Origin of the sequence: Kribbella sp. NBC_00359, from assembly GCF_036097425.1 — a bacterium.
Lineage (GTDB): Bacteria > Actinomycetota > Actinomycetes > Propionibacteriales > Kribbellaceae > Kribbella.
This window is the reverse complement of sequence record NZ_CP107975.1, coordinates 4,389,707-4,403,144: the sequence shown is the minus strand read 5'-3', so window position 1 is coordinate 4,403,144 and position 13,438 is coordinate 4,389,707. Positions and strand designations below refer to the sequence as shown.

Genomic DNA, 13,438 nt, shown 5'->3' with positions numbered 1-13,438 from the left:
GATGACAGTGCGGCGCCGACCGGGGTTCGCGCCGATTGACAGCGTGTTCACTTGGCTGATACCGAGAGGGAAAGGCGCCAGGACCAGGCGACTGGCGCCGCAGTGTCCGGCGTGGAGAGTAGGGCGGGCCTGTGACGGTGGCTCCAGCGACTCCCCGGCTGATCGATCGTGGTGATCTTGTCGCTGCCCTGGATCGCGCGGCGGCGCGGAAGGTGACGATCATCTCGGCTCCGGCCGGTAGCGGGAAGACGTGCCTGCTGCGTGAGTGGGCCGGCCGGCCGGGGCAGCAGTTCCGGCTCGCCCTCGTACAGGTACAACGCGACCAGCGCGACGCCCAGCAGTTCTGGCTGGCCCTGCTCGACGCCATCGGTCAGGGTTCGGCCACTGCCGGCCGCGTGGAACCGCGAGCAGCGACACCTGACTTCAATGCACCGGCGATGGTCGACCGGGTGCTGTCGGAGCTCGCCGACGCTCAAGGCGGCGTCACGTTGGTCATTGATGATCTTCACGAGCTGAATTCGCCGGAGGCCCTCTCTCAGCTCACCCGACTGCTGACGAACCTTCCCCCACAGGTGCGCGCTATATTGACCATGCGTCACGATGTGCGGCTGCGGCTGCATCAGCTGCGCCTGGCCGGCGAGCTGGCGGAGATCCGCGCGGCCGACCTGCGCTTCTCCGAACGTGAAACCCGCGAGCTTCTCGATGCCTCGGGCATCGCACTGTCGGCGGCCGGGGCGGCGCTGCTGCATCAGCGGACCGAGGGGTGGGCCGCGGGCCTGCGGCTTGCCGCGCTGTCCCTGGCCGGTCACCCCGATCCGGAGCGGTTCGTCGCGGAGTTCTCCGGCAGCGACCGCACGGTCGCCGAGTACCTGATCGCCGAGATGCTCGAGCGGCAGCCACCCGACGTACGAGATCTGCTCGTGCGGACCTCCCTGCTCGATCGCGTCAATGGCGAGCTCGCAGACCTCCTGACCGGCCGCCCTGGCTCGGAACGAACCCTGCTGGAACTCGAGGATGCGAGCGCGTTCGTCGTCTCGCTGGACCCTGAGCGCACGTGGTTCCGTTACCACCACCTCTTCTCGGATCTCCTGCGACTGGAGCTGCGCGGGTCGCTGCCCGAAGAAGTGCCGGCGCTGCACCGACGCGCCGCGGATTGGTTCACCGTGCAGGGCCAGGTGGTCGAGGCCATCCGGCACACCCAGGCGGCGGGCGACTGGGCCGATGCGGCCCGGCTGCTCGCCGACCATTCGTTCAGCCTGACGCTCGACGGGCGAGCGCAGACCATGCAGGCACTGGTGCGAGCCTTCCCCAAGGGCGCGGATCACCCCGAGCTGGGCCTGGTGCGTGCGATGGGTGACCTCGCGCAGGGACGTCTGGACCAGGCGGCCGCCCATCTCGCCCTCGCCGAGGCGCATGTCCAGGCGACGCCGCCGGATCGCCGGCGGCGCCTCCGGGTGGCGGTCGCGTCGCTGACGCTGTCGCTGGCCAGACGCCGCGGGCAGCTTGCCGGCGTCATCGAGCAGGCCAGATTCCTGGCCTCCCCGGTCACCGGGCAGTCCCACGGGGACATCGCGCTCGGCAGCGATCTGCGCGCGGTGGCGCTGATGAATCTGGGGACCGCCGAGGCGTGGACGCTCGGGCTGCCAGCCGCCCCGGACGCCGAACGGCACCTGCGGGAAGGCGCCGCGCTGGCCCGGGAGATCGGCCGTCCCTACCTCGAAGTCGGTTGCCTGGCGCAACTTGGGTTCGCATCGCTGGTCCTCCACTCGTTCGCCACAACACAGCGGCGCTGTCGTGAGGCGATCGCGCTCGCTGAGCGACACGGATGGGGCGCGGAACCGGTGATCGCGCCCGCGTTGATCATGCTCGCCGCCAACCTGATCTGGACGGGCGAGTTCGACGAGGGCGAGCGATGGCTGCAACGAACCAGACAGGCCCTGCAAACAGACACCGGCCCGGACATCACCCTCCTGCTGCACCAGACGGCTGGGTTACTCCACGCCGGCCGCGGCCGCCATCAGGAAGCGCTCGAGGAGTTCCGCGCGGCCGAATACCAGGGATCGCAGCTCGCGGAATCGCGGGCGCTGGCGACCCGGACCACCCGGTGGCTGCTGGCTACCCAGGCCCGCCTCGGGATGACCGGCGAGGCCCGCGCCTTGCTCGCCGCGCTCGATGACGAGCGGGCAGGCTCCGGTGAGATCCGTAACGCCTTCGCGGTGATCTGCCTCGCCGAGGGCGAACCGGCCGCGGCTCTAGCCGCCGTGGCCGATGTTCTGGATGGCACGGCCCGCGTCCTCGGGGACGTCACCGTCATCGAGGCTCACCTGCTAGCCGGGCTCGCCCATCGTGAGCTCGGTGACCAGCGCGCGGCCGGCCAGGCGGCTGAACAGGCGCTGGCTCTCGCGGAGTCCGACCGGTTGATCCTCCCGTTCGCGATGACAGGCTCCCGGGAACTACTCGAGGCACTGCCGCGGCATGAGACAGCGCACGCCGCGCTGCTCGCCGACATCCTCGATATCCTGCACAGCCCTCCCCCGGCGGCCACAGAGGAGGAGTCCTCGTTGCCGCCGCTACAGGAACTCAGCCCGGGCGAGCTCAAGGTGCTGCGCTATCTCCCGACGAACCTGTCCCGGCCCGAGATCGCCGGCGAACTGTCCGTCTCGCCGAACACCGTCGGCACACACCTGCGCAGCATCTACGCCAAGCTCCAGGTCCGCGACCGCTCCTCGGCCGTGCGGCGCGCGCGGGAACTGCGGTTGCTGGCGGCCGGCCGCACGAGATAGCGCGGGTCACCTCATACCAGTGATGCGCGGTCACCTGGGCGCCCCTGACCATGTGCTTCATGGACCCCACGCCGGCGCCGTACGCGATCCGGATCCGCGGCCACCTCGGCGCCACCGTGCTGTCTGCGTTCCCGGCGCTGGCGTCGCGGCGGCACGGCGCCGACACCGTGCTCACCGGGCTGCTGGACCGGTCTGCGCTGTACGGCGTCCTGGCGGAGATCGAGGCGCTCGGCCTCGACCTGGTCGAGGTCCGTCAGCTCACGCCGAGACCGCACCGGCGATGACGCCCGGAACCCGTGGCGGGGGAATCACCTCCATTCGGTGAGGACGGCTCACCTTGGTCCAGGCGACCGTGTACCGCGGAACCACCGAGACTGGAATGGAACGGTCGATCATGGCTTCAGACGCTGAGCGGGCCGCCGCCCAAGGCAAGCGCGAGGACGACGAGAACCGACTCGAGTCGTTCGGCGAGACGGTCGCCGTACTACCCAGCCGCCGATGGTGGGCCCTGGCGGTGATAGCGATCGCTCAGCTGATGGTGGTGCTCGACGGCACCGTCGTGACCATTGCGCTGCCCTCGGCGCAACGCGACCTGGGTATCTCCGACGCTGATCGGCAGTGGGTGGTCACCGCCTACACCGTCGCGTTCGGCGGCCTGCTGCTGCTGGGCGGACGGATCGCCGACTACACCGGCCGCAAGCGGGGCTTCCTGATCGGGCTACTCGGTTTCGCTGCGGCGTCGGCGCTCGGCGGCGCGGCGCAGAACGGCGCGACGCTCTTCGGCGCGCGGGCCCTCCAGGGCGCGTTCGCGGCACTGCTCGCGCCCGCTGCCTTGTCACTGATCACGGTGACCTTCACCGAGGTGAAGGAGCGGTCCCGGGCGTTCGCGGTCTACGGCGCTATCTCGGGAGGTGGCGCCGCGATCGGCTTGATCCTGGGCGGCGTGCTGACCGAGTACGCGTCGTGGCGCTGGTGCCTGCTGATCAACGTGCCGATCGCGATCGTGGCCTTCATCGCCGGCAGCATCCTGGTCACCGAGAGCAAGTCCGGCGGCGGGAGCTCGTACGACGTCCCTGGCGCGGTCCTCGGCACGGCCGGGTTGGTCACCCTCGTGTACGGATTCACCCAGGCAGCCAAGACCGGTGTGGGCTGGCTCTCGGTCGAGGTCATCAGTTATCTCGTGGGCGCCGTCATCTTGCTGATCGCGTTCGTGCTCGTGGAGTTGCGTACGGCGAGCCCGCTGTTGCCGATGCGGGTGGTGCTCGATCGCAATCGCGGCGGCTCGTATCTCGCCTCGCTCCTGGTCTTCGCCGGCTGTTCGCGATGTTCCTGTTCCTGAGTTACTACTTCCAGTACAACCTGGGCTACAGCGCACTCAAGTCGGGTATCGCATTCCTGCCGTTCAGCATCGGCATCATCGTCACCTCGGTCGTGGTATCGGCGCTGTTGCCGCGCACCGGACCCAAGCCACTGATGCTGATCGGGCTCGCTCTGGGCGCGATCGGTCTGGGCACCTTCACGTTCATCTCTGACACCAGCAGTTGGGTCACCAGCGTTCTGCCCGGAGAGTTACTGATGAGCGTCGGCCTCGCGCTGGTGATGGTGCCGCTGTCGAGCCTTGCGCTCACCGGGGTGAACGACGACGACGCGGGAGTCGCCAGCGCGGTGCTCAACTCGACGCAGCAGATCGGCGGGTCCCTGGGCACCGCGCTGTTGAACACCTTCTATGCGAGTGCGGTCGCGTCCTATGTCGTGGCCCACCACTTCTCCCCGTCCGCGTTCGATCCGCTCGCCGCGATCCACGGCTATCACGTCGCGTTCTGGATCGGGTTCGGGCTGATCGCCGCGGCGTTCGTGGCCGTCCTGCTCTTGGTGAAGGCCGGCAAGAACGACATCACTACGCGGCCCTAGAGATCGGCTAGCTTCAGCAACGTGTCGACCGGTGAGCCCTCGGTCAGGTGCTCGGCGAGGCGCACCGGCTTCTTCACCGGCAGGAAGTAGCTGCCGGACTTGCTGGGGAAGACCGAGGTCTGCCACGTCGTACCGCCGACGGTGGCGGTGACACGCACCGAGCCGAACCCTTTGCGCGTACCCGCGGTCAGGTCGGCGATGTCGTCACTGATCTCCTCCGGGACGGTGACGAAGTACCAACTCCCCTCGCCCGGGTACTGCCACAGCGGCGCCGAGAACCGGAACGTGCCGAGACGACTCACCCCACAAACGCTAACTCCGACCACCGACAACCGAGATGCCCGTACGCCGGGAGACGGTCAGTTCACCCCCTTGAGGCGGACGGTGAAGATCGGGAGGAGGAAGTGGACCAAGGGGCCGATCGACAGGGCGTAGACGACTGTGCCCACTCCGACCGAGCCACCGAGCAGGAAGCCGGTCGCGAGGACGGCGAGTTCGAGCGTGGTGCGGACCAGGCGGACGCTGAGGCCGGTACGTCGTACCAGGCCGGTCATCAGCCCGTCACGCGGACCCGGGCCGAACTGGGCGCCGATGTAGAGCGCACCGGCCAGCGCGTTGACCACGACGCCGGCGACCATGAAGACGATCCGCAGCCAGAGCGCGTCCGGCCGGTCGACCGTGGCCAGCGTCAGGTCCGTCACCAGACCGATCACGATCGCGTTGCTGATCGTGCCGAGCCCGGGCCACTGCCGCAGCGGGATCCACGCCAGCAGTACGACGAAGCTGACCGCGATCACGATGGTGCCGAAGCTCAGCGGCACGTGCTTGGCGATGCCGGAGTGGAAGACGTCCCACGGGTCCAGGCCGAGGTTGCCCTGGATCATCAGGCCCATCGAGGCGCCGTACAGGATCAGGCCGACGTACAACTGCACCAGGCGGCGCGGCAGGTGGCCCGCTTTCAGCTGCTGGAGCGGGTTCAGGGGCGCGAGCTGACGCGGCGGAGCATCGGAAGTGGCGGTCACCTGTCCAGTTTGTGCGGTAAGTGGCCTGGTGATCGATAGCCAATTGCGCAATAGTGGACTGCATGAAAGGGCAATATCTCCCCGCCAGCACCCTCACCGGCCTGCTCGGCGCCTGGGCCGACGGGACGGGTCCGGCGTACCGGGTCCTCGCCGAGCGGCTCCGGCTGCTGATCGCGGACGGCCGGATCATGCCGAGCTCGCGGCTGCCGAGCGAGCGCGAGCTGACCGAGGCGCTCGGCGTCAGTCGTACGACGGTCGCCTCGGCGTACCGGGAGTTGCGCGACGGCGGGTACCTGATCAGCCGCCGCGGCTCGGGCAGTGTGACGGCCCTCCCAGGCCGGCTCGAGCCCGAGCTCGGACGGCACCACGCCCCGACGTTCGACACCGAGGCGCACTACGACTTCACCGCCGCGGCGCCGGCCGCGATCCCGGGGATCAGCGCCGCGGTCGCCGCCGCGACGCCCGATCTCCCGGCTCACCTCGCCACCCCCGGGTACCACCCGCAGGGTCTGCCGGAGCTGCGCGAGGAGGTCGCGGCCGTCTACGCCGAACGCGGGCTGCCGACCTCGCCGGGTCAGATCATCATCACCGCGGGCGCGCTGGCCGCGACGTCGATCGCGATCCGGGCGATGACCCAGATCGGCGACCGGGTGCTGACCGAGAGCCCGACCCACCCGAACTCGGTCGACGCGATCCGGCACAGCGGCTGCCGGCTGGTGGCGGCGCCGATGGGGCCGACCGGCTGGGACCTTCCTTTGCTGGAGGCAACGATCAGGCAGACCGCGCCGCGGGCCGCCTGGATGGTGGTGGACTTCCAGAATCCGACCGGCTGGCTGATGTCGGCGGCGGACCGGCAGCGGCTGGCGATCGCGTTCGCGCGGACCCGGACGACGGCGATCATCGACGAGACGCTGTTCGGGCTGTCGCTGGACGGTCAGGAGATGCCGCCGCCGTTCGCGTCGTACCACCCGGAAGGCGTGATCACGGTCGGATCGGCGAGCAAGCTGTTCTGGGGCGGGCTGCGGATCGGGTGGATGCGGGTGCCGGAGGCGCTGGTCGCCCAGGTCCTCGACGCGCGGGCTTCGCTCGATCTGGGGGCGCCGGTGCTGGAGCAGTTGGTCGTCGCCCGGCTGTTGCGGCAGCGGGCCGCACTCCTGCCGGAGCGTCGGGTGACGCTCGCCCGCGAGCGGGATGCGCTGGCGGAGGCGGTGTCGGCGGAGTTGCCGTCCTGGCGGTTCCGGCTGCCCGGTGGCGGTTTGTCGCTGTGGTGCGAGCTGCCGGAGCCGGTCGGGTCGAGTCTGGTCGGGGTTGCGCAACGGAACGGCGTACTGCTGGTGGCGGGGTCGCGCTTCTCGCCGGATGGTGGGCTGGAGTCGTTCATCCGGTTGCCGTACACGCTGCCCCCGGACGCGCTGCGTGACGGAGTCCGTCGGCTGGCTGCGTCGTACGCGTCCCTCACAACGGGGTCGCCAGTACGCCGGACTGCCGCGATGATCGCGTAAGTCCGCCGTAATCGGCCGGGGGAAGGTTCGCCTCAGTCACAGCGTTGGGAGACTATGAGAGTCACACTGCGAGAGGCGTGAGATGTCGTTCTTCAAGCGCAACACAGCCCTGGTCGAGCCCGAGGCCGCACTGCCCGGCCGGCCCACCCCTGGCTTCGCCGTCCCGGCCGAGAACATCGTGCTCGGTACGCCGCAGACCGCCGCCGCACCCGAGGGGTTCGAGGAGGTCTGGTTCGGCACCGGGTGCTTCTGGGGGACCGAGGAGATCTTCTGGCAGCAGCCCGGCGTGTACACCACGGCCGTCGGCTACGCGGGCGGTTACACCCCCAACCCGACGTACGAGGAAGTCTGTAGCGGCCGCACCGGCCAGACCGAGGCGGTCCGGGTCGTGTACGACCCGACCAAGACCACCTTCACCGACCTGCTGAAGGTCTTCTGGGAGACCCATGACCCGACACAGGGCATGCGACAGGGCAACGACCTGGGTTCCCAGTACCGCTCGGCCATTTACTACACCACCGACGCCCAGCGCGCCGAGGCCGAGCGCACCCGGGACCTCTACGCCCCGGTCATCAAGCCCCTCGGCTACGGCGACATCACCACCGAGATCGCCCCGGCGACCACGTTCTACTACGCCGAGGGCTACCACCAGCAGTACCTCTACAAGAACCCCAACGGCTACCGCTGCCACAGCAACACGGGAGTACCTTTCCCGGCTGACGTCTGACAGATCCACCGCGATGCCCCTGGACTCTCTGAGTTCAGGGGCATCAGGCATCTACGGCACTCCCGACTCGCTCCGGCTGCGCCTCGGTCGGGCCGCGCGCGCTGTCCCGGGCGCGCCGACGCGCAACTACCAGGACGACGGCTCCAGGCAGCGTTGCGACCAGCGCGAGCATGCCGTACACCACCGCGACGGTGACGCCCAGCGCCGCGCCCAGCCCGAGCGAGCTGAACGCCCATGCGGCCGCGCCCTCGCGCGGGCCCCAGCCTGCGATGTTCGTCGGCACAGCCGAGGCCGTCAGCACGACCAATGCCAGAGGCAACAGCCGAGCCGGCGACACGTCTGCCCCGGTCGCTCGCACTGCGATCAGGAATACAGCGGCGTGGCCCAGCACGGCGACGGTGGAGGCGAGCAGGATGCCCGGCCAGGCCCGCGGCGCGAGGACCGCGTCGCGGAGATCGCTGGTGAGTGCGCGTCCGATCCGCGAGGAGAGGCGACGTCGGTTCAGGCACAGGGGTACGGCGATCAGCGCCACACCGGCGACGACCACGACCGTCACGGCGACCGAGGGAACAAAGGAGCCGGCGGGCCAGGACAGCAGGAACAGCACGGCCACCGTCAGCACGATCTGTACCGCAAATCCCGACGCCCGCTCCCACGCGACGGCCCGCAGGCTCCGGCCCAGGTCGCCGACCTCGCGCCCGTGGCGCACGCCGCGGTGTACGTCGCCAATCACCCCGCCGGGCAGCGTGGCATTGAGGAACTGGGACCGGTAGTACGCAGCCACCGCGGTCCTCAGCGGCATCTCGACGCCGAGCCCGCCGGCAACGAGCCTCCACCGCCATGCACAGCACAACGTGGTCAGCAAGGTGATTGCGAGCGCGGCGGCGATCGGCCAACCGGTCGTCAGCCGGAGCCCGTCCACCAACGGGCCCGTGCCTACCCGCCACACGAGAACGGCGAGAATCGCGACGCCGCCCGCCACGCGCGCCCAGGTCCAGATGCTTCGGCTGATGGCGATTCCGATCTCGTAGTTGGGGCTCGTACCAGTAACACGGGTGTCACCTGCCGCTGGTTCATCCGGCGACTTCCGACAGCACAACCGACAGCTCGCGCGAAGTCTGTACCCAGTCGGACAGCGTCAGGCGCCGGGATCTGGCCGCCGCGCGCAGCCGCGTCCGCTCTCGGCGGTCACCCAGCCACCGACGCAGCACCTGCGCGAGAGCCTGTGGATCGCCCGGCGTGACCAGCAGGCCCGGTCGGCTGCCGTCGGAGGCGTGGCCGAGAGCCTCCGACACGCCGCCGACGTTCGTGGCCACGACCGGCAGCCCGCGGGCCAGCGCCTCGGTGACGACCATGCCGTAAGTCTCGGCCTGCGAGGCCAGCACCAAGGCGTCCGCCTCTGCGTAGGCGCGCTCGAGTTCGGGGCCCGTGAGCGGGCCGGTGAAGCACACCCGGTCGGCCACGCCCCGGTCCTTGGCCTGCCGGCGCAGTCCGTCGACGAACTCCACATCGAGGTTCAATGAACCGACGAAGACGCACCGCCAAGCCGGATCGTCCACCGTGGCCAGGGCCTCGAGCAGGAGGTCGGAGCCCTTGGCCGGGGTGATCGCTCCGACACAGAGCAACCGCCCGCCGGACAGCGAACCCGATGCCAGGTCGGCCACGTCGACGCCCGGCCGCACGACGTACACACGATCCTGGGGCAGCGCGTAGTGGTCGAGCAGCCACCGCCGGGTCCAGTCGCTCGTGGCCACGATCGCGGATGCCGCCGACAGCGCGGCGACCTCGCGCGCCTCGTCCCGCGGCATGTGCAGGAGTACGACGAGCCGCAGGCGGTCGGCCTCCGGCTCCAGCACCTCCGGGACCACGGACGCCAGCAGGCCATCGACCAACACCGTTTCACCGTCCGGGACCCGGGCCAGCGTCGCACCCGCAGCCAAGCGGGCCGCCGCGTCAGGGCGGGGCCACTGGCCCGCCACGGCGTGCTCGTGGACTGACCAGCCGAGTGCCACGAGCCCGCCACAGACCCGGCGGTCGTAGACGTTGCCGCCGCTCGGCCGCCGCGGGTCGTCGATCCCATCCGGGACCAGGATGTGCACCTCTCTCACAACGACCGCTCGTAGCCCACGCCGGATTCGCGGATCCGGAACGCGCGTGCGTCTGTCGGCACCGCAGCCTCCTTCGCCGGCTCGCGTGAACCGATGCGACGCTGTTCTCGTATGACTGTCGTACCCGTAGATACGGAGGCACTGTGCGTCTGGTTCAGGGTCGAGTGCGCAGCCGCATCCTGACCGGCCCGCTCGCCGGCTTCGCTTGTCTACTCGTGCTCCTCGGTGTACTCGCGGCGACCACCGGCCTCGACGTCGCCGGCTGGGCGACCGGCGTCGCCTCCGGAGCCGGCCTTGCCGCGCTGCTCGCCCGCGCGATGGCGCGTCACCGTCGTGACGGGCTGGGGCCCGCGGACAGAGTGACACTGGCTCGCGCGATCCTCGCGTGCGGGGTCGCGGCGCTTACGGCGGACTCGTTCGGCGGCAAGGCGCCGGTGGCGATCCTCGTGGCGCTCTCAACGATCGCGCTGCTCCTCGACGGGGTCGACGGTCAGATCGCTCGGCGTACCGGCACCGCTTCGGCGTTCGGCGCGCGCTTCGACATGGAAGTCGACGCGTTCCTGATCCTGGTCCTGAGCGTGTACGTCGCCCGTACGACGGGCTGGTGGGTGCTTGCGATCGGTGCGGCCCGCTATGTGTTCGTGGCCGCCGGCTGGGCGTTGCCGTGGCTGCGCGGCTCGCTCCCGCCTCGCTACTGGGCCAAGGTAGTCGCCGCGATCCAAGGCATCGCCCTGACCGTCGCGGCGACCGGCATCCTGCCCGGCGCCGCGACCACGGTGATGCTGCTGATCGCGCTGGGACTGCTGGCCGAGTCGTTCGGCCGTCAGATCTGGGGGCTGTGGCGCCAGGCCGGAAGCCCGCCCGGCACTCGTGCCACCGTGACGTCGGCGCTCGCGGTGCTCCTGGTCTGGGCTGCGCTCGTCGTGCCGGACCACACCGGCGGTCTGTCGCCGGCCGCCTTCCTCCGGATCCCGCTCGAGGGCCTGGTGTTCGTCGTACTCGTCTGCGTACTGCCGTCGAGACTCGCGCGGATCCTCGCACTGATCGGCGGTCTCCTCGTCGGGGTGCTGATGCTCCTGCGGCTGCTCGACAGGGGCTTCTACTTCGCCTTCGACCGCGCCTTCCACCCCGTCTACGACGCGGCGTACGCCGGTTCCGCGCTGGGTCTGCTCGGCGACTCGATCGGTCGCGTCGGCGCCATCGCAGTCTTCATCGGAGTCGGAGTCCTCTGCGTGGCCCTGCTCGCCCTGCTGCCGCTGTCGGCAGTGCGGGTGACCCGGCTGGTGGCGAGACACCGGCGGCCGACGATCCGGATCGTGGCCGTCCTGGCCGCGATCTCGATCGTGCCCGCGCTGACCGGCGTCGGACCGGAGCCCGTACGACCGCTCGCCTCGACCTCCGCAGCTCGGCTCGCCACGCAGGTCCGTGACGATCTCCGCGACCAGCAGGAGTTCGTACGGGCGCTCAAGCAGGATCCCTTCCGCGACACCCCGGGCAACGACTTGCTGACCGGTCTGAGAGGCAAGGACGTGCTCCTGGTCTTCGTCGAGAGCTACGGACGCACGGCGCTCGACTCTCCTGTAGTCGGGTCGGCGCTCACGGCCGGAGACCGGCGGTTGCAGCAGGCAGGCTTCTCCTCGCGCAGCGGCTTCCTCACCTCGCCGACCTTCGGCGGCATCAGCTGGCTGGCGCACTCCACCCTGCAGTCCGGGCTGTGGGTGAACAACCAGCGGCGGTACGACCACCTCGTCACCCTCGACCGGCTCACTCTCACCGACGCGTTCGGTCGGGCCGGCTGGCGGACAGTCGCCGACGTACCGTCGAACGACGAGGACTGGTCGGTGGCGAAGACGTACTACCACTACGACATGGTCTACGACCGCCGGAACGTGGGGTACGCCGGGCCGTCGTTCAGCTATGCCTCGATGCCTGACCAGTACACCCTGGCCGCGCTCCAGCGGCTGGAGTTCGAGAAGCCGAACCGCGCTCCCGTCATGGCCGAGGTCGACCTGGTTTCCAGCCACACGCCCTGGGCGCCGCTCCCCCGGATGGTCGACTGGAGCCGGGTGGGTGACGGCTCGGTCTTCGACCCGATGCCGGCCGAGGGCGACTCGCCGGAAGACGTATGGCGGCAGCCGGACCGTGTGAAGGCCGCATACGCACAGTCCATCGCCTACTCGCTCGACGCCCTGACCTCGTTCGTACAGCAGCTCCACGACCGCAACCTGGTGCTCGTCGTCCTCGGCGACCATCAGCCGGCGAGCATCGTGTCGGGCAATGGGGCGAGCCACGACGTGCCGGTGAGTATCATCGCCGCCGACCCGGCCGTGACGGATCGGACAGCGGCCTGGGGCTGGCAGACCGGGCTGCGGCCCGACGCCGGCGCACCGGTCTGGCCGATGGACACCTTCCGCGACCGCTTCCTCACCACCTACGCCCACTAGCCCGCCCACCTCCTCGACACATCTGTGCGCGGAGGTGCGCAACGCTTCTTCGCCCTGGCGGTATCCGGCGTGCCGTTCCCGGCTGACAGCTGAATCCATTGGAGGGCGTCACCTACGGGTGGCGCCCTTTCTCTACTCGGATCGGATCGCGGAACTGGTTCTCAAACGGGCGATTCCCAGCCAGATCATCAGGATCAGGAACATCAGTGGGGCGACGACGTCGAGGGCATGGAAGCCGAGCGGAGCCTCGACGCCGCGGAGCGCGCAAGCAACGGCGACGACGGTGCACGCCACTCGCAGGGCTCGCGTCTGCATCCGCGTCGCGAGAACGCCGACGAACAAGGCGATCGTGACGAACAACGCGTCGTCAGACCAGTCAGCCCAACGGGCGGCCGATATGGTCCCGGACGCACCGAGCCGGTCATCGAGAGCGAGCACCAGCACCGGCACCGCGGTCCCTAGGCTCGCGAGTGCGACGAGCCCGCCGCTGATCAGCAGCGGCCACCCACCACCGACCCAGCGCAGGAGCACCGCGAGCACCAGCAGAAACACGATGACCGCCGCCAGCCCGATGGCCTGTGTGATCACAATGGCGCCGCGGTGCACCTGATAGAACGACGAGATGGCCTCCGCCGGGTCATCGGACTCCGGCAGCGATACGACGGCCGAGCCGACGAAGACTAGTACGACGAACAGCACGAACCACAAGCCGTCGTACGACCGGCGCCCAGGCAATGCAACGGACACGGCACCTCCCCCGCACTCCATGCTCCGCACCACCGACGGCGTGTCAACGCCAGGACTCCCCCGAGTCCTGGCGCCCTCGCATTGGCGGTGACCGGGTCGCCCGTCACGGGGGTTGAGGTGTTGTGTGGTGGGGGCTGTGGGTGCAGTGTCGAGGCGTCCAGACGGGCCGGGAAACGGTCCCGGGCCGATGGTCG

12 protein-coding genes are annotated in these 13,438 nt (G+C 69.8%); 7 read left to right on the top strand and 5 right to left on the bottom strand.

All coding sequences use genetic code 11. The features are described 5' to 3' along the window. Window positions 1-131: 131 nt before the first annotated feature. From OG876_RS21615 to OG876_RS21600, 4 genes are all read left to right on the top strand, one after another. Window positions 132-2,783 (top strand): LuxR C-terminal-related transcriptional regulator, encoded by a 2,652-nt coding sequence (locus OG876_RS21615; protein ID WP_328526708.1) that lies wholly within the window; start codon window positions 132-134, stop codon window positions 2,781-2,783. A 59-nt stretch (window positions 2,784-2,842) separates the two neighbouring features. Continuing rightward, window positions 2,843-3,067 (top strand): hypothetical protein, encoded by a 225-nt coding sequence (locus OG876_RS21610; protein WP_328526707.1) that lies wholly within the window; start codon window positions 2,843-2,845, stop codon window positions 3,065-3,067. Window positions 3,068-3,177: 110 nt separating this feature from the next. Further along, window positions 3,178-4,122, top strand: coding sequence for an MFS transporter (locus OG876_RS21605; protein ID WP_328526706.1), 945 nt, complete (start codon window positions 3,178-3,180; stop codon window positions 4,120-4,122). Further along, window positions 4,107-4,694, top strand: a complete 588-nt coding sequence (locus OG876_RS21600) for an MFS transporter (protein WP_328526705.1) — start codon at window positions 4,107-4,109, stop codon at window positions 4,692-4,694. Before OG876_RS21605 ends, OG876_RS21600 begins: the two co-directional genes overlap by 16 nt. Here the strand turns inward: OG876_RS21600 and OG876_RS21595 are convergent. Next, a complete protein-coding gene (locus OG876_RS21595) occupies window positions 4,691-4,996 on the bottom strand; it encodes a DUF1905 domain-containing protein (RefSeq protein WP_328526704.1) in 306 nt (101 codons plus the stop codon). The two genes, OG876_RS21600 and OG876_RS21595, sit on opposite strands and share 4 nt — an antisense overlap. Before the next feature lie 57 nt (window positions 4,997-5,053). Further along, window positions 5,054-5,716: a membrane protein YczE gene (gene yczE / locus OG876_RS21590; protein ID WP_328526703.1), complete on the bottom strand. Its 663-nt coding sequence runs from the start codon at window positions 5,714-5,716 to the stop codon at window positions 5,054-5,056. 62 nt (window positions 5,717-5,778) lie between these two features. Here yczE and yczR point away from each other — a divergent pair, with 62 nt between their 5' ends. Continuing rightward, entirely contained in the window at window positions 5,779-7,218 is a 1,440-nt protein-coding gene (gene yczR / locus OG876_RS21585) for a MocR-like transcription factor YczR (protein WP_328526702.1), read from the top strand. Window positions 7,219-7,300: 82 nt separating this feature from the next. Further along, the gene (gene msrA / locus OG876_RS21580; protein ID WP_328526701.1) at window positions 7,301-7,945 is read left to right on the top strand and encodes a peptide-methionine (S)-S-oxide reductase MsrA; all 645 of its coding nucleotides are present in this window, start codon (window positions 7,301-7,303) and stop codon (window positions 7,943-7,945) included. A 43-nt stretch (window positions 7,946-7,988) separates the two neighbouring features. Here msrA and OG876_RS21575 read toward each other — a convergent pair whose 3' ends face one another. Next, window positions 7,989-8,927 (bottom strand): lysylphosphatidylglycerol synthase transmembrane domain-containing protein, encoded by a 939-nt coding sequence (locus tag OG876_RS21575; RefSeq protein ID WP_328526700.1) that lies wholly within the window; start codon window positions 8,925-8,927, stop codon window positions 7,989-7,991. A gap of 91 nt (window positions 8,928-9,018) precedes the next feature. Continuing rightward, window positions 9,019-10,053: a glycosyltransferase family 4 protein gene (locus OG876_RS21570; protein WP_328526699.1), complete on the bottom strand. Its 1,035-nt coding sequence runs from the start codon at window positions 10,051-10,053 to the stop codon at window positions 9,019-9,021. Between the two features lie 143 nt (window positions 10,054-10,196). Here OG876_RS21570 and OG876_RS21565 point away from each other — a divergent pair, with 143 nt between their 5' ends. Continuing rightward, entirely contained in the window at window positions 10,197-12,497 is a 2,301-nt protein-coding gene (locus OG876_RS21565; RefSeq protein ID WP_328526698.1) for a CDP-alcohol phosphatidyltransferase family protein, read from the top strand. A 132-nt stretch (window positions 12,498-12,629) separates the two neighbouring features. Here OG876_RS21565 and OG876_RS21560 read toward each other — a convergent pair whose 3' ends face one another. Then, window positions 12,630-13,244: a hypothetical protein gene (locus OG876_RS21560; protein ID WP_328526697.1), complete on the bottom strand. Its 615-nt coding sequence runs from the start codon at window positions 13,242-13,244 to the stop codon at window positions 12,630-12,632. Window positions 13,245-13,438: the final 194 nt, after the last annotated feature.